A 16320-nucleotide genomic window follows, 5' to 3' on the forward strand; every position below is an offset into this window, starting at 1 on the left:
TTTACCCGCCCCCCTTTCATCCACTGGCGGCCTGCGCTAAGACGACTACGGGTCTTGCAGGATAAGAGCCAGCTAAAGAAAAATAAGAGGAACTCTACCCATGGGGTACAACATCGTTGTTGTTGGCGCGACCGGAAATGTCGGGCGCGAAATGTTAAACATTCTGGCCGAACGTCAGTTTCCAGTGGAAAAAATTGCCGTGCTGGCAAGCCGCCGCTCGCTGGGCACCGAGGTTAGTTTTGGCGATGACACCTTAAAAACCAAGGATCTAGACACCTTTGACTTTTCTGGCTGGGATATGGCGCTGTTTGCCATTGGCTCTGACGCAACCAAGAAATACGCCCCTAAAGCGGCCGCTGCCGGATGTGTGGTGATCGATAACAGCTCGCTTTACCGGTACGATCCAGATGTGCCTTTGGTGGTCCCTGAGGTCAACGCCGATGCGGTTATGGGCTATGCAAAGAAAAACATCATTGCCAATCCCAACTGCTCGACGGCGCAGATGGTCGTTGCGCTAAAGCCGCTGCATGATCGGGCTAAAATCAAGCGGGTTGTGGTTTCGACCTATCAATCTGTTTCAGGCGCGGGAAAGTCAGGTATGGATGAGCTTTGGGATCAAACCAAAGCAATTTACAATCCAACCAGCCACGTAAGCGCGAAGACCTTTCAAAAACAGATCGCCTTTAATGTGATCCCGCATATTGACGTATTTATGGAGGACGGATCGACCAAAGAAGAATGGAAAATGGTCGCAGAGACCAAAAAGATCGTTGATCCATCCATCAAGGTGACCGCGACCTGTGTGCGAGTGCCGGTTTTTGTGGGCCATTCAGAAGCGATCAATATAGAGTTTGAAGAGTTTCTTGATGAAGATGAAGCCCGCGATATCCTGCGTGAAGCGCCGGGCATTATGGTCATCGACAAACGCGAAAACGGTGGCTACGTGACCCCGATTGAAGCGGTTGGCGATTTTGCCACCTTTATCAGCCGTATCCGTCAGGACAGCACCATTGATAATGGGCTTAACCTGTGGTGTGTGTCTGATAATTTACGCAAGGGCGCGGCTTTGAACGCGGTTCAAATTGCTGAAACCCTTGGCCTGAAGGTCCTTAAAAAAGGTTAATCCGAGTACACCTTAAAAGTGTTTTAGCCTCCCTATGGTTTGGGGGGGCCTTTCGGCATTAGTTTTTGTTTTTCTCAACCCTAAAGGATGCGGTTATCCATACATCTTTGACAGGGTTTATCCGAACGATCCAGTGTAATTGCCACCTGTCAGGGCTAATCTGATGGCGCAAACACCGGTGTGTTTGCCCAGAATGTAAGCGCTCTTATTCGAGCGATACCGTGCGCAAAGCACGAAGAGTTGGACCGGCCTGGTGCCTTAGACACCGCATCCCTTACCTTGGGTGTCAGGCTGGTTTGACAACGGATAACAGGGTAGCAATGGCGTCTCTCTCTTCTAAATCACTATTTGCTAAACTGGTAAAACGACGCGAGTTGCATGCCGCAGCCTCTGCAGAACAGGAAAAGCGCTCTCCTTTATCGCAGGCGGAATTGCAGAATTTGTTTGCCTATGATTTGAAAACAGCAGATGCACATCTATCAAAATTGAAACTGCTGACTAAAGATAATCGGTTTAAACCGGTGTAGGTCACCACCGGTTGGTGTCAAACTCCGAGTAAAATCGCACCGCATCCGCGCAATTTTTACCGCAGGAAACACGTTTTTTTGCACCACTGCGAAACTGCCGCGATACTGTTGCAATACCGACGTCGCTTTTTACCCCCAAAGCAGAGCCATAAAAAATCAACTTGAGTGTTGAATTGTTTTAAACAGGGGTAAATTTGTTCGAATTTGAATCGTAAGCTTCAAGCCCGCCCGCACCGATATCTGTCCACAGCCCATGCAGGCTAAGCTCTTCTTGTTCAACAGCTTTCTTGACAAATGGGAATGTCATCAGGTTTTCCAAAGAGGTCAGCACGGCTTTTTTCTCAAGGGCTTGCATGTTATCGCCGACATTATCGGTGATGTTGAGCGTATCATAAGCCGGCCTAAGGATTTCAAGCCATCTGCCGACAAAGCTTGTTTTTTCTTCTAAATCAGGGGCTTGGCCTGAGCACATTTCATAACAGCCCTGCACACCGCCGCAGTTTGAATGGCCTAGAACAATGATATGGCCGACTTTTAGAGCGCTAACTGCATATTCAACAGCCGCGCTGGTGCCATGCTGTTGACCGTCCGGTTGAAAGGGTGGGACCAAATTTGCGATATTGCGGTGGATAAAGAATTCGCCTTGATCGGCGCCAAAAATTTGGGTCGCCTGAACCCGCGAATCGCAGCACGATATCACCATTGCCCGTGGTCGTTGCCCCTCTGAGGCAAGCTTCTTATACCAGGTTTTATCTTCTGAATACGAGGTCGCAAACCATCCATGATAGCGCTGCAAAAGAAAGGATGGCAAAGGTTTTACAAACTCCATAGCGACCTCCAGATGTTTACGACTGCACTCGTAGTGCATTACGATAAATGCAATTCTTTTTCGAGAGTAAAATCAGATTTTTTTAATCTTTTTCTAGAGTGGACTACAATTTTTGGTAGATCATAACCTAGCACACGGTTAAATTTGTTTAAAAAGCTACTGTTTGGCCGGTGAATGAGTACAGGCTAGAGTTAATACCATGCCATTTCGCGTATTTGTGCAGGCAAGTTTACGCTGGATATAGGATGATTTTTCACCTTAGTGAGGCTTCGTGTAGCATTCCTTTGCGATCCTAAGCTTGAGTTAAAAAGCGCTCCGTAAAGGCTTGTGCTCTTAGGTTCAAGCGGTCAAGATGCCGGTCAAAGTATTTATTAGGATGATCAATGAGCCTTAAATTTTCTGCGCCAAGCAAGGATGCAATTCCCGTCTACCTTGCAGAGACTCAAAGCTTGCAAGATGTGTTGCAGGCGCTGCCGCATCATGTGCAGGCATGGGCCGATGCCCAGCAATTTAAGGGCGCTTTTGGATCGGCTTTGCTTTGCCCTGATGCGCAGGGCAAGCCAAAGTTCGCACTTTTGGGGTTAGGCGATGAAAATGCAAGGCAGCGTCAGCGATTTTCATTGGCAGCGGCAGCGGCAAATTTGCCCTCTGGTCTTTACCAGCTTGAAAATGATTTTCCATTTCAAAACAAGCAGTACGAAGTTTTAGGTTGGTTGCTGCTTGGATACCGTTTTGACAAATACAAAGCGTCCAAGGGAAAAAATATAGCGCTTGTCGCACCTGATTGGGCGGATGTCGCGCGCATAGAAACCATGGCCAGCGCCGAGGCTTTAAGCCGGGATTTGGTCAATACACCGGCCTCAGATATGGGGCCAGATGCCTTGGCAGATCACGCCGCTCAGCTTGCTGCTGAGTTTGACGCAGCTTTCGAAGTCATTGTTGGGGATGATTTGTTAAAGCGTGATTTCCCGATGATCCATGCGGTTGGGCGGGCCTCGGCAACAGCTCCGCGTTTGCTTGATATCCGTCATGGAACATCTGGCCCAAAGGTAGTTTTGGTTGGCAAAGGGGTTTGCTTTGATACCGGCGGCTTAAACCTTAAACCCGGTGGGTCTATGGGGCTGATGAAAAAAGACATGGGCGGGGCGGCCAATGTTTTGGGACTGGCCAAGATGATCATGGCTCTGCAATTGCCTATTCAATTGCGAGTTTTAATCCCAGCTGTGGAAAATTCCGTGAGCAGTGCGTCGTTTCGGCCACAAGATATTTTAACATCGCGCAAAGGCCTAACCGTTGAGATTAACAACACCGATGCAGAAGGCAGGTTGGTATTGGCAGATGCGCTCAGCTACGCAGACGAAGAAGATCCTGATTTGATCATATCAATGGCCACGCTCACTGGCGCTGCCCGAGTTGCGCTTGGTCCGGATTTGGCGCCATTTTATGCCTCAAGCGATGATGTTGCCGCGCCATTGATCAAGGCCGGTGAGGCCAGCCTTGATCCGGTTTGGAGGATGCCGTTTTGGGATCCTTATGAGACAATGATTGAGCCGCAAATTGCAGACCTTGATAATGCACCCCCTGGTGGTTTTGCTGGCTCTATCACCGCAGCACTGTTTTTGCGCCGGTTTGTATCTAAGCCTGAACGATATATTCATTTTGACATCTATAGTTGGAACCCAACCGCAAGGCCAGCGCGATCGAAAGGCGGAATAGGTCAAGGCCCGCGCGCAATTCTAACCGCGTTGCCGGACATTTTGGGGTTAAAATAGCTTTGTAGCGCCAATATTCACATAAAGCGTAGAGTGTCTTTATTCCTTGATATGCTGCATTGGTTATTTTGGTTTTGATTATTGTGCTGATCCACAGAAGTCGACATTGTGCCGCTGATTATAGCTTGTTTCACATTGCTGCGACGGCGTTTGTAATATAAAGTAATGGTTCATTTGAAAATTAACAGAGCTAGTAAGGTGATACGTGCGCTTTGCAGCCATTGTTTTAAGATATGCAATCAAATTTATTTAAGGCTGTGTAGCTAATAAGCGCTTGACCTTATAGCTCTGAGCGCCTAAATCGGCCTGCGTTGGCGGAGTAGCTCAGGTGGTTAGAGCAGCGGAATCATAATCCGCGTGTCGGGGGTTCAAGTCCCTCCTCCGCTACCATTTATCAATATAATTCAATGACTTGATTTGTGATGCATGCGGTAGTGCGCAGCGCACTCCCAGCGCACTTTTCTGCTCAAAGTATGCTGGAGGCGCTGTGTTGAGCACAGTATTTGCGACATAGTTTTCAAACACAGTGTTCGTGTATCGGTAGGTTTTTTTGAGAGAGCATATTGTTTACTGAAACAATATCGTACAGAATTTCAGTGCTTAAATTAAGCTCTGAAATTTTTGGACCGGTAGATGAAGGTAAAGGTGTTTTAAAATTTGCTCGCAGAAGCCAAAGAAGCAGCCCGTGAACTCCAAAAAATTCACAGCTGTTGCCGTAAAATGTATAGAAGACATGCATAAACAGATTAGTGCTAACTTGAGCAAGAAAAGCAACCATGATTATATCGCCGGACTGAGACCCTACTTGATCCCATATTTTAGTGATAAGTTTGTGACTTGCATTGACTATGAAGAACTGAAACGCTTTGCTAAATGGCGTGCTGATGAAATGGGGCGTGAAGCTATGGTCAGCGCGTCTAATACGTATAACTCAACCCTTAAAAGACGCTTATAATGAATTGATTTAGGGGCTTAAACCAGTGAGGCTTTCTCTTTCATTGAGGCTGTTAAGGAGCGAAGATGAATAAGAATTTTGACACATAAAGCGGAGGTCTGATGATCGGATGCCTAAGGATATTTTAGGCCATAAATAAAACTATTCCAATTATTGCAAACTAGCGGACTATTGGTGCGGTTGGGTGCACTAGTGAAAACTGCGCTCTAGTTTTTTTATGCGCATGATCAGTCAACAACTATCCTTAGTCAGCTTGCACCCCGTAGCTTGAAAACATAGCAAACGTATCATCAATTTCTGATTTTGATAAAATGAAAGGGTCTCCTGCAAGCAAAGCCTGCCAGTATTGGCAGGCAATAGTTTCTAATTCTACAGCCCGCCACATGGTTTGCTCTAAACCAGTTCCCACTGTCACCATTCCGTGATTTGCAAGCAAGCAGGCGGATCTGTCATGAAGCGCATCAAAAGCCAACCGCGCGAGTTGGGGTGAGCCGAATGTGGCATATCCTGCACAGCGGACATCGGTGCCACCAAAGGCTGCTATCATATAATGGCAGGCTGGAATGGGCTTTCTTAAAATGGCCAAAGTGGTGCAAAAAGGCGGATGCGCATGGATCACAGCCGTTACATCTGTCCGTTCTTTCATCAACATCCAATGGAAACGCCATTCCGTTGAAGGTCTACTTGTCCCCTGCCATTTGCCTGTCATCTGACCAGAGAGATCCATCGAGACAATCATGTCTTTGGTGATACTAGCATAAGGCGTGGCCGAAGGTGAGATTAGCATCTTATCCTCAAAGCGAACCGATATATTGCCTGAAGTTCCTTGATTGAGTCCATTTGCATTCATTTCAAGACAGGCATCGACGATGTCTTGCCGTAAATCATTTTCCCTAGTCATTCATTTCTCCTTTTTTTGGCTTTCAAGAAGGATATTTGCAATTTCACAAAAGCCGGCACCGCCCGACCCACTGGCCACCCAAGTTGGTAAAAGATCTAGATCGTTTTCAAAAGCCCGAATATTTGCAACGCCGCATGAATTATTGAAAAAGCTAAACATTGGCGCATCATTTGGGCTGTCACCCACAAAGATCACTTGACTGTTTTGCGCATCTATATCCAAAAATAAAACTTCGGCAGCAAAAATGCGAGACATACTCAGTTTGTCATATGATCCGAACCATCCGTTCACATGTATAGAAGATATTTTTGCCACAGCACCTTCTTCCTCAAAAATATTTTTGATGTGATTGATGTCCGTGGTGGATAACGCTGCAACATCTTCACAAAAATCAATGGCTAAATCTGCAACGCGAAAGCTTTGGTCTGCGGAAATAGCAGCGCCTGGAACTTCACGCGCAACCCGGTCAAGGATTTTATCAAACCTGTGAAGATTATCGATATGGTTGCCCAAACCCTTATTAAACCTTCGATGCATCTTCTGGCCGCTTGGATCATAGGCATAATAAAATGCCCCATTTTCTCCAACCACGCCTTGGACGGGCCAAAACCGAGCGATCATATCGCACCAACCTGCCGGCCGACCAGTTACAGGAACCACCGCAATACCGGCCATATATAAATCCTCAAGGGCCTGAAAAGCTGCGGCACCCAACCGCCTGTTTGTTGTGATTGTATCGTCGATGTCACAAAATACCGCTTTTACCTCAGAGGCAACCTGTTGAGATAACTCAGAAATTGGCCGCAATCCTTACACCTCCGCAGTCGCAAGTTCAGCTAATGCGCCGCTATCTCGAGCAATGTCAGCGAAAGAAAAACGATCACGCATCTCGTGGGCGTGAAAGACAGCCTCGCGGTAGAATTCGATCGGAATATTCAAACCCTGAGCTGTCGTCAGCCCGCCTGCCGCATTTAAATAGTCTGTTAGTTTCTCGGTTGGCACCGCAATTTCAAGACATTCATTCCGAAGTTCAGGCCATAGCCGGTGCAAATTTTCGTTAAATAGATCTGCTTTTTTTGAGTCAAATGCCTTTTTGCGAAAATTGGGTTCACATTGCGCCGCAATTTCGGGGCCCATTCGGCGTACCATATCTTCTGTATCAATTTGCGTTTCATGCACCTCCGGAGGCGACTTACTGTTCAAAAAGTGCTGCTGAATGCGCGACATTGTTAACGTTGCAATACCTACTTGCTGTCCATGTATCGACCCTGGATGCCGGCGGCCGGAAAAACAGTCGATATAATGTGAGATTTGATGCTCGCCCATAGATCCGTGATTTGAGACCCCGGTAAAACCAATTCCGAGGCCACAAAGTGTTAGCACTCGAAACAGAAAACCAATTGCTTCAATTTCACCTTGGGCAATACCCCGCGCTTGTTGCATCAAGTGGATCTCGTCCGGAATTTCAATCACATAGGGTTCATGCTTGTACATGGTGCCGATCAAACGGTGTGACATCCACCAATCTATTTGAGCCACGGAGCGACATAGACAGTCGCCAAAACCCGCAGCGTTTAACCACGCGGGGGCATTTGCACAAACCTCAAGGTCAACAAAAAATCCTAAAGGAGTTTGTCCGGGAAGCGAAACCTTTAGTCCAGTATCCAATGAAATTGAGGCTGTAGATGATGTATAGCCGTTCATTGAACCGGCCGTCGCAAAGACGCAATATGGACGCTTGTTCATTTTGGTTGCAAGTTTTGTAAGGTCGTTGATTGTACCTGAGCCAACTGCAATCGCCGAAGGGTAGGGCTCTAACTTTTTTGCCAGATCGCGCACCGTTGACATGTTTGCGCTTGGTTTTTCGAGGATGATCTCTTCCACCTCGCCTTTTGCCGAAAGTGCCTTTGCGATCCGTTCCCCCAGGGCTTGATGGGTATTTGGATCGCAAATAAGAGCAAAAGGCGCTACGAAGCCCAATGATTCAATCAGTTCAACTTCTTGTCCTGCTAAACTTTCCGAAAATACAATTCGATCATTGGGCGCAGGCGGAAATCGCTTTCCGGTCAGCGGGCTAATCCAAGTGCCAGCGCATATGTCATCAATCAATTCAGTCCAATTAAAATTCGGCCCTGTGGCTAATCTCATTATGTATTCCCATACCTTGATTTAACATATGCTATTATGATATGGCATATGTCAATTAATATTTATTCTTAGGGGATTGCGGTGCACCACACGAATTACAAAAGGGTACAGCAATATGAAATCAATTGAGTTCGCAGGGGACCCGATCAGGGCTGCCGCATGGTTGTATTATGCAAATACTTATACGCAAAGCGAGGTTGCAAATGCGCTCGGTGTCAGCAGGCAAACTGTGGCAAATTATCTTAGCGAGGCGCGTGAGCGCGGTTTGGTCACAATACAGTTAGAGCCGGATATATTGGCAAAACATGAACTTGCCACCAAACTTAAATCCTGCCTTGGTTTGCAAGGCGTGCATGTGGTGCCAGCCACTTCAGATCAAGATGAGTTGCGCCAAAATGTGGGCCGTGCAGGTGCCGAAGTGTTATGTAGTCTGATGCGAGATGGTGATATTATTGGTGTCTCATCGGGCCGCACCCTAAGCGCGGTTGCCAAGACCATGCCAAAGGCCAGCTTCCCCAGATCAACAATTATTCAAGTGTCCGGCAGTTCAATTTTTGCCACTCAGCATTCACCTGAGGTCTGTGCTAGCGACATTGCTACCAGTATTTCAGCGCGCTGTCTTAACTTACATGCGCCTGCATTTCTTTCATCCCAGGAGTTGACGGAACGGCTTTATCTAGAGCCCGCCCTAAAGGAACATTTCAAAACAATCTCTATGGCTTCGATACTTGCGTTTGGCATTGGTGAATTGACCGAACAAACTGTTGTTGAGCAACCACCATATCTAAATGCCGAAGTGCGTGATCAGTATATTCGAAGCGGAGCCAAAGCTATTGTTTTTGACAGATTTTTAGGTTGTGAAGGACAGGAAGTGCCCGGCGCATTATCAGGCCGAACTGTGGCTATTTCATTAGATACAGCGAAACTCGTGCCTACCCGTCTTGGGGTTTGTGGGGGCACGCAAAAGGTAGAGGCTGTCCAAGCAGCTATTTCTGCTGGTCTCATCACCCATTTGGTGCTGGATGCGTCACTGGCCTGCGCCTTATTGGGCAAGATAGGAGCAAAATGACAGAAGAATTCGTTATTGGATTGGATAGTTCGACCCAATCCACCAAAGCGGTGGCGTGGTCAAAATATGGCATTTGCCTTGGTGAGGGCCGTGCCAGTATTCCGATGGCACAACCCGCTGAAGGTCATTTTGAACAAGACCCTGAGGATTGGTGGCACGCGGCCTATGCTGCACTAAGGGCTTTGGGACAAGAGGTTGATCTAAGCTTGGCAAAGGGGTTGGCAGTTTCAAATCAACGTGAAACCATTGGTTTTCTAGACGGTCAGGGCGCCGTCCTTCGGCCTGCCATTGTATGGTTAGACGAACGCGCCAAATCTTCGGTCAGAAAATTTTCAAAGGCTATAGGGGCCGATTTTCTACATCACACTACCGGCAAACCGCCGGATATCACACCGGCAATTTACCGGTTGCATTGGCTGCAGAGTAATAACCCTGAGGTTCTGGCATCAACAGCTAAAATAATCGATGTTCACAGTTTTCTCTGCGACCGGCTAACTGGCAAAATGGTCGCATCATGGACCAGTGCAGATCCTATGGGCGTGTTTGATATTGCTGCCAAAGATTGGTCTGCTGAACTGATAGAATCGCTGCACATGCATCGTAATCAATTTGTGCACACTATATCGCCCGGTAGCAAAATTGGACAGATCCATGGAGCTGCATCCCAAGCCACAGGTCTTCCGGTAAATATGCCAGTGATCGCGGCCGGTGGTGATGGGCAATGTGCAGGGCTTGGAGCCAATGCAATGCGTCACGGGACCGTTTATCTTAATCTTGGTACAGCCATAATTACCGGCGCTTGGTCGGCAGAACCAAGAATAAGTAAAGAATGGCGCACCATGATTTCACCCACCGGAGCCGGCTATTTTCTTGAGGGTATTTTACGCGCAGGAACATTTTTTATCGACTGGTTTATTGAGAATTTTGCAGGTGGAGATCTTTCTGCCGAGCATTTTTTATCTTTGGAAAAACAAGCCCAAAACATTCCTGTAGGATCAGATGGGGTCGTCGTTTGCCCCTATTTATCTGGCTGCATGAACCCGCATTGGGATCTAAACGCACGCGCTACATTTTCAGGGTTGCAACCTGATCATGGCGTCGCTCATCTCTACCGCGCGGTTCTTGAAGCGCTCACAGGCGAAATTGTCCGCTGCATCAAAGCCATGCAAATTGCCGACATCAAAGTCACCGAAATTGTTGCTGTAGGAGGCGGTGCAAATTCACCCCTATGGCGCAAGATGATTAGCGATGCGTCTGGCATCCCTGTGACCATTAGCGCATCGCATGAAGCGTCTTCTTTGGGGGCGGGCATCACTGCGGCCAAAGGGATTGGATGGTATAGGGACTTTTCCGCAGCCGCTGCGGCAATGTGCTCTACAAAACAGACGCTTAAGCCTGATAAAACCGATTGCGCCCAATGGCAAACCCTGTTTGAGAAGCAAGATAAATTGAATAGGTTCGTTGTGTCGACCTCGGATTAATCCATATACTGCAATAGGCTTGCATCAGCCGCGCGCTTTGAAAGATGTTGCCGCAGCAGCTCTTAGCGCACCATAGCTGACACATTGCCGCCATCAACGGTCAAAACAGCCCCGCTGGTCGTTCTTGTGGTTGCAAGATAGAAAAATGCTTCGGCAACATCACGGCCTGTAACTTCTCTTCCCAGCAGATTACCGCGCATATACTCCTTGGTTGATGTACCACGGGCTTTTGCACGGTCCTTTATAAAACCATCAGTCAGCAAGTTTGTGCGGATGCGATCTGCATTGACCGCATTTGATGAAATACCTGCATCTCCAAATTCAACGGCGTATTGCCGCATCAGCGCCATCAGCGCAGCTTTCGATGTCCCATAAGGACCAAAGTTTCGACCGGGATTAAGAGCTTGTTTGGAAACATTGAAAACTAAAGCTCCTCCGGTATCTTGCTTTTCCATGATCGCAACGCAGGCGCGCGCCATTAAATGATGTGACCAAAAGTTTAGGTCAAATGCTTTTTGAAACAGCTTATCATCTACCGTTTTTAATGCACCTTGAAAAGCTGCGCCTGCATTCGAAATCAAAATATCGACGCCGCCAAACTTTCTTGTGGCTTTGTCGACGGCCTTCACCACGGCCGTAGGATCGGTGACATCGCAGTGGATTGGAATGCCTCCGATTTCACTGGCTGCGGCCTGAACGGCGTTTTGATCAACGTCGAATAACACAACTTCGGCGCCGTTTTCTTTGAACAGCTTTGCGGTTTCAAACCCAAGTCCGCTGGCAGCACCGGTTATAAATACAATATGACGGTCCAGTTTTTGTTCTTTAACCGAGGCAAGTTTGGCCTGTTCAAGCGACCAATATTCAATGTCGAAGAGCTCTTTTTCTGATAGTGCCGCAAATGTGCCAATTCCTTCTGCTTTTGTGATAACCGAGATTGTGGCCTCTGCGATATCGGCAGATATCGCCGCAGACTTAGCAGTTTTTCCAACTCCAAACACCCCGATCCCTGGCACATAAACCACCCTTGGCACGCAATCGAGTATCTTAAAACCACCGCCTGCCTGCTGGCTGTTGCGGTCAAAATAAGCTTTGTATTCTTGTGCAAACCGCTCAACTGCTCGAACAACCTCAACCTTAAACTGATCTAGCGTATCGGCAGAAGGGGCCGGCAAAACCAGTCCAAACCGTTTAATTCGAATAACATGATCAGGCGTTGCATTGCCTCTGGTGGCGTAATCGCAAAGCCCTTGTCCGTCGGTGAAATGGCGAATTTCATCTGAGTGCCTAAAATCTAAAACCCACCGATTGGGCCGTCCTTCAATATTGGTTTTCGTGGCCAATGCGCCGCGGATAATTGGTGCAATGTCACTTACTTCAGGTTTTATGGGGGGTAATTTTGCCGCCTTAAAAGGGCGTTCACATCCCTTTTGCAATGTATCTTCTGCCTGAGAACACATTGAAATCATGTCTTCATAGGATTGTCGTGGATCGTCGTGAAAGGTGAAAATGCCATGCTGCAATAAGATCATGTGCTTTGTCTTGGGGTTTTCTTTCAATTTATTATGGCACAGTTTGGCCAGCGCAAAGCCCGGCATGACGTAGGGGATAATCATGGTATCGGGAAAAAGATCACGAATTAGATCCTCCCCATTGGGTTGATTTGTTAATGAGATGATTGCATTGGCATGGGAATGGTCAACATATTTATGCGGAATAATAGCGTGGAGAACCGCTTCTATTGAAGGGTTTGGAGCGCTCGGTTGCAATAATAGTTTGCGCTGAGCCGCTACTAAATCCTGATCTGAAAGTGCTGACCGCTCAGCCAGTGCCGCTAAGGGCGCAAGCTCGACGGCTGGTAGCCCGGGCGCTTCGATCGATGCCATATCCCACCCTGATCCCTTTACGCAGAGAACCTCGAAAAGATCGCCCAATGGATCTTTAAGATGGGTTTTTAACGATGTATTTCCGCCGCCATGCAAAACCAATTCCGGCTCTTGGCCAAGCAACCTTGTTGAGTAAATGCGGATGGCAAGATCTTTTGCCAGACCTTGTTTTTCCGATGCGGAAATAAATGCACTTAAATCGCTTTGGTTCCAACTTGATTGCATTGGTTACTCCTGTTTAGCTGAATTGGAAAGTCACAGCGAAATCCGATTACCACTTGCCTGATCAAACACATGGATTTTTTCTGGTTTTATCGAAAACATCATCACTTCGCCAATACGGGCCTGAAGTGCGCGCGATGCGACGGCAACAAATGGGCGCCCATATAAATCCAGATGGAACTGGGTATCTGCTCCAGTTTTTTCGGCAATCTTTAAGCTGCCTCTGATCACACCCGTAGGATCCTGCACCACTTCGCTTGGACGGATGCCACAGGTGACCTGCCTACCCGCATGCGCTGCATATGCTTTGGGTAGAGCAAGCAACAAATCACCAGCCCGCAACAGCACCTCACCTTTTTCAGAAACAATCTCACCATCTAAAAAGTTGATTGAGGGGGAACCAATGAAATCCGCAACAAACCGGCAATTTGGTCGGTCATATAGATCATCGGTAGTGCCTAATTGGATAATATCCCCATCACGCATCAGGGCAATTTTATCCGCCATGGTCATGGCTTCGATTTGATCGTGGGTTACATAGATTGTGGTTGCCCCGAGCTTGTCGTGCAATTGGCGAATTTCAATACGCATATGGGCGCGCAGCTTGGCATCAAGGTTTGATAGCGGTTCATCAAATAGAAACACACTGGCATCTCGCACCATCGCCCGCCCCATGGCGACGCGTTGCCTTTGCCCACCTGAAAGCTCGGCCGGCTTGCGGTCAAGATACTCGGTTAAATTAAGAACCTCGGCAACCTGTTGCACTTTCTTAGCAATTTCTGAGGCTGATTTCTTGGCAACCTCTAAGCTGAAGCCAATATTTTCGCGCACTTTCATGGTGGGATAAAGCGCATAGTTCTGAAAAACCATCGCGATATTTCGATCACGTGGATGCACATCGTTGACAACACGGCCGTCGATAGAAATTTCACCTTCGCTTATGGTTTCAAGTCCGGCGGTCATTCGGAGCAAAGTGGTTTTTCCACATCCTGAGGCCCCCAGAAGAACCACAAATTCACCGTCTTTTATATCAAAAGATAAATTCTTAAGAACCGACACTGCCCCAAAGGACTTGCCAACCTTTCTAAAATTTACTTCCACCATGCAGTTTATCCTCAGTATTTTTGTCGCGTTGGGGTCAGGCAAATTTCTTGAACCAGTACGTTTTGGGGCTGGCTGTAGACGTCCGCAATCACCTGCCCTACAATTTGGGCGTCAAGACCTCCGCCTATTTTAGCTTTATTCTTTTGGTACTCTGCCAGTGTTTTTGGATCACGCACGCCCGACAAGACTTCTGTTTCAATAATACCGGGTGAAACAACAACCACCCTGACGTTAAAATCAGCAAGATATTCCCGCAAACCTTCGCAAATGGCATGTACAAAAAACTTGGTCCCACAGTAGACCGTATGGTCTGGGTAAACCTTACGGCCTGCAATTGAGCTCATCACAACAAGCGTACCGCGCTTGCGTTTGATCATTCCTGTAAGAACAGAATGAACTGTATTCATGACGCCTTTGGTGTTGATATCTATCATTTCGTCCCATTCTGAGGGTGGTTGATGGCCAATATCAGCCAGCCGGGCAATTCCAGCGTTGGCGAACATCAAATCAACTGGGCCAAATTGCACTTCGGCCTTGGCCACTGCTTTTATGATTTGCTGACGCTGGCGAACATCAACTTTGCAGCAGATTGAGTTTGGTAGGTTTAAGGCGTTCATTCGATCCAACCGACGGGCCATCAATAACATAGGATGGCCCGCAGCTGAAAAAGCTTGCGCGGTGGCCTCACCGATACCAGAACTGGCACCAGTGATGGCGACAAGCGGTTTATGAGACATTTCCATCGTTCCGAATTTGGGCGCAAAGAACAGCTTTAGGATCTGCGGCTCTTTGCTTTCCTTTAGCCCGCGACAACTTTGTCGACTGATTTCGCAATGTCATCCATTGCTTCTTTACTTGATGCATATTCACCGGCAAAATACTTGCCTAGCCCGACTGGAATTGTATCGTTTGACAGCTGTGCCCACTGCGGCAAATCTGGCTCGGACCCCATATCTTTGGCAATCGTTTCCCGTACCACACCTAAGTGGCGCGTCGTGCCTGGACCGACCCGATTGTTTGCAAGTATACGCGGATCATCATAAACACTTTCCCTCGTGGGACCAGTGCCACCACCGAGTGCTGTGATCAATACTTGGGTGTCAAAAGAGGTTGCCCATTGCATAAAGATCCAAGCCGCATCGGGATTTTTGGAATTATGTGATACGGCAAGCGATGATCCACCTTGGTGCCCAACCCCAGGAATTTCACCAAACCCGGTTTCATTGACAGTTCTTAAAGCTTTCGGTTTTGGGCAACGCACGGCTTCCATTAAGCCAGAAACTTTGGTTGCGCTAGGATCATCGAAATAGGGGAAAAACTCACCCCAACTCATCATGGTGGCAGCAACGCCCTGAGCCACTGACTGACCCTGACCATCCCAAGTCCAGCCGGTCACTCCCGGTGGCATTGTAGCTTTCAGACGATCCCAGTACTCCATCGCTGCAAGACCTGCGTCATCATGACCTGAGAATTTTCCATCCGGACCAAACACTGATCCACCATGGCCCCAGAGCCATGCTGTCCAATCACATTCGAGACTGTAGTGACCAGATTTCATCTGACCCGTAGCGCCAAATACCTTCGGCCCCATCTCATCTGTGATGGCTTTTGCCTGCTCATAGTATTCCTCAAGCGTCTCCGGCGCTGTGAAACCCATTTTTTCGTAGATGTCCTTGCGGTACATCATTATGAAAATGGGAATATCATAGGGAACGCCGACCCAACGGTCTTCATATTTTGCAATCCCGTCGACCAAAGCAGGCAGAAAGTCATCGATGTTGTAATCTGGCATGGCCAAATCCGGTTTATCCGCCAATTGTTCGCGCGGATCAAAAACATCGCGGCTTACGGACGCCGCCCAAGACTGGTCGATATAGTAAAGGTCATAGGTTCCAAGCTGGGACGCGATATCCAAGGTGAGCTTTTGCAAAACCTGCTCTAGTGGAAGCACCTCAATCTCAACCTTGATGCCCGACGCTTCTTCAAAGTATTTTTTTAGCTGACTGTTAATCGCATTCGAAGGCGGTGTTGATTCAGTTGCCAGCCTTAAAGTGGTGCCGCGAAACGGCTTTGTTACATCCTTGACCCAAGCAAGAACTTCTGCCGAAGGCTCAAGGGCCATGTTGGTGTCGGCAAAGGATAAACTTGGGCGGATAATACCAGCGCCTAAGGCGCCAGCGCTTAGCCCAAGGCTGGATGCGTTTCTCAAAAACGATCGGCGATTCATTTTACCGCGGACATAGTCGTCAACTATTTTCGCCCTGTAGAGTTTTTTATCACTGTCTTTCATCGGTAAATTCCCT

14 protein-coding genes and 1 tRNA gene are annotated in these 16320 nt (G+C 47.8%); 7 read left to right on the forward strand and 8 right to left on the reverse strand.

What is annotated here, in order from left to right:
• Positions 1–100 precede the first annotated feature (100 nt).
• Positions 101–1123, forward strand: coding sequence for an aspartate-semialdehyde dehydrogenase (locus GN278_07510; protein ID XAT60668.1), 1023 nt, complete (start codon positions 101–103; stop codon positions 1121–1123).
• A 296-nt stretch (positions 1124–1419) separates the two neighbouring features.
• The gene (locus GN278_07515; GenBank protein XAT60669.1) at positions 1420–1650 is read left to right on the forward strand and encodes a hypothetical protein; all 231 of its coding nucleotides are present in this window, start codon (positions 1420–1422) and stop codon (positions 1648–1650) included.
• Between the two features lie 178 nt (positions 1651–1828).
• Here the strand turns inward: GN278_07515 and GN278_07520 are convergent, their stop codons facing one another.
• Positions 1829–2479, reverse strand: coding sequence for a carbonic anhydrase (locus GN278_07520; protein ID XAT60670.1), 651 nt, complete (start codon positions 2477–2479; stop codon positions 1829–1831).
• A 383-nt stretch (positions 2480–2862) separates the two neighbouring features.
• On the opposite strand from GN278_07520, the gene GN278_07525 reads away from it, so the two are divergent.
• The 3 genes from GN278_07525 to GN278_07535 all read left to right on the forward strand — a co-directional run bounded on the left by GN278_07525 (position 2863) and on the right by GN278_07535 (position 5206).
• Positions 2863–4251, forward strand: coding sequence for a leucyl aminopeptidase family protein (locus GN278_07525; protein XAT60671.1), 1389 nt, complete (start codon positions 2863–2865; stop codon positions 4249–4251).
• A 313-nt stretch (positions 4252–4564) separates the two neighbouring features.
• Positions 4565–4641 (forward strand) — tRNA-Met (locus GN278_07530).
• A 295-nt stretch (positions 4642–4936) separates the two neighbouring features.
• Positions 4937–5206 carry a hypothetical protein gene (locus GN278_07535; GenBank protein ID XAT60672.1) on the forward strand — a complete coding sequence of 90 codons (270 nt, stop codon included), beginning with the start codon at positions 4937–4939 and terminating at the stop codon, positions 5204–5206.
• 244 nt (positions 5207–5450) lie between these two features.
• On the opposite strand, the gene GN278_07540 is transcribed toward GN278_07535, so the two are convergent.
• The 3 genes from GN278_07540 to GN278_07550 are packed head-to-tail and all read right to left on the reverse strand — an operon-like array spanning position 5451 to position 8255.
• Positions 5451–6107: a class II aldolase gene (locus GN278_07540; GenBank protein ID XAT60673.1), complete on the reverse strand. Its 657-nt coding sequence runs from the start codon at positions 6105–6107 to the stop codon at positions 5451–5453.
• Positions 6108–6914, reverse strand: a complete 807-nt coding sequence (locus GN278_07545; GenBank protein ID XAT60674.1) for an HAD-IIB family hydrolase — start codon at positions 6912–6914, stop codon at positions 6108–6110.
• Positions 6915–6917: 3 nt separating this feature from the next.
• On the reverse strand, positions 6918–8255 hold the full coding sequence (locus GN278_07550; protein XAT60675.1) for an iron-containing alcohol dehydrogenase: 1338 nt from the start codon (positions 8253–8255) through the stop codon (positions 6918–6920).
• A gap of 115 nt (positions 8256–8370) precedes the next feature.
• Between GN278_07550 and GN278_07555 the strand changes: the two genes are divergently transcribed.
• A complete protein-coding gene (locus GN278_07555; protein ID XAT60676.1) occupies positions 8371–9324 on the forward strand; it encodes a sugar-binding transcriptional regulator in 954 nt (317 codons plus the stop codon).
• Positions 9321–10805, forward strand: a complete 1485-nt coding sequence (locus GN278_07560; GenBank protein ID XAT60677.1) for a xylulose kinase — start codon at positions 9321–9323, stop codon at positions 10803–10805. Before GN278_07555 ends, GN278_07560 begins: the two co-directional genes overlap by 4 nt.
• Before the next feature lie 62 nt (positions 10806–10867).
• On the opposite strand, the gene GN278_07565 is transcribed toward GN278_07560, so the two are convergent.
• From GN278_07565 to GN278_07580, 4 genes are all read right to left on the reverse strand, one after another.
• Positions 10868–12916 (reverse strand): bifunctional aldolase/short-chain dehydrogenase, encoded by a 2049-nt coding sequence (locus GN278_07565; protein XAT60678.1) that lies wholly within the window; start codon positions 12914–12916, stop codon positions 10868–10870.
• Positions 12917–12946: 30 nt separating this feature from the next.
• Complete coding sequence (ugpC, locus tag GN278_07570; GenBank protein XAT60679.1) at positions 12947–14017, reverse strand: sn-glycerol-3-phosphate ABC transporter ATP-binding protein UgpC; 1071 nt, start codon at positions 14015–14017, stop codon at positions 12947–12949.
• Positions 14018–14028: 11 nt separating this feature from the next.
• Positions 14029–14754: an SDR family NAD(P)-dependent oxidoreductase gene (locus GN278_07575; GenBank protein XAT60680.1), complete on the reverse strand. Its 726-nt coding sequence runs from the start codon at positions 14752–14754 to the stop codon at positions 14029–14031.
• A 62-nt stretch (positions 14755–14816) separates the two neighbouring features.
• Positions 14817–16307 (reverse strand): extracellular solute-binding protein, encoded by a 1491-nt coding sequence (locus tag GN278_07580; protein XAT60681.1) that lies wholly within the window; start codon positions 16305–16307, stop codon positions 14817–14819.
• Positions 16308–16320 lie beyond the last annotated feature (13 nt).

The sequence above is a fragment of the Rhodobacteraceae bacterium Araon29 genome (genome assembly GCA_039640505.1).
GTDB lineage: Bacteria > Pseudomonadota > Alphaproteobacteria > Rhodobacterales > Rhodobacteraceae > CABZJG01.

Excerpts from the sequence above, each read along its gene's own strand:
- GN278_07565 (XAT60678.1), bottom strand. The coding sequence starts at position 12,916 with ATGCAATCAAGTTGGAACCAAAGCGATTTAAGTGCATTTATTTCCGCA.
- GN278_07540 (XAT60673.1), bottom strand. The coding sequence starts at position 6,107 with ATGACTAGGGAAAATGATTTACGGCAAGACATCGTCGATGCCTGTCTT.
- GN278_07555 (XAT60676.1), top strand. The coding sequence starts at position 8,371 with ATGAAATCAATTGAGTTCGCAGGGGACCCGATCAGGGCTGCCGCATGG.
- GN278_07550 (XAT60675.1), bottom strand. The coding sequence starts at position 8,255 with ATGAGATTAGCCACAGGGCCGAATTTTAATTGGACTGAATTGATTGAT.
- GN278_07525 (XAT60671.1), top strand. The coding sequence starts at position 2,863 with ATGAGCCTTAAATTTTCTGCGCCAAGCAAGGATGCAATTCCCGTCTAC.
- GN278_07580 (XAT60681.1), bottom strand. The coding sequence starts at position 16,307 with ATGAAAGACAGTGATAAAAAACTCTACAGGGCGAAAATAGTTGACGAC.
- ugpC (XAT60679.1), bottom strand. The coding sequence starts at position 14,017 with ATGGTGGAAGTAAATTTTAGAAAGGTTGGCAAGTCCTTTGGGGCAGTG.
- GN278_07575 (XAT60680.1), bottom strand. The coding sequence starts at position 14,754 with ATGTCTCATAAACCGCTTGTCGCCATCACTGGTGCCAGTTCTGGTATC.
- GN278_07510 (XAT60668.1), top strand. The coding sequence starts at position 101 with ATGGGGTACAACATCGTTGTTGTTGGCGCGACCGGAAATGTCGGGCGC.
- GN278_07560 (XAT60677.1), top strand. The coding sequence starts at position 9,321 with ATGACAGAAGAATTCGTTATTGGATTGGATAGTTCGACCCAATCCACC.
- GN278_07520 (XAT60670.1), bottom strand. The coding sequence starts at position 2,479 with ATGGAGTTTGTAAAACCTTTGCCATCCTTTCTTTTGCAGCGCTATCAT.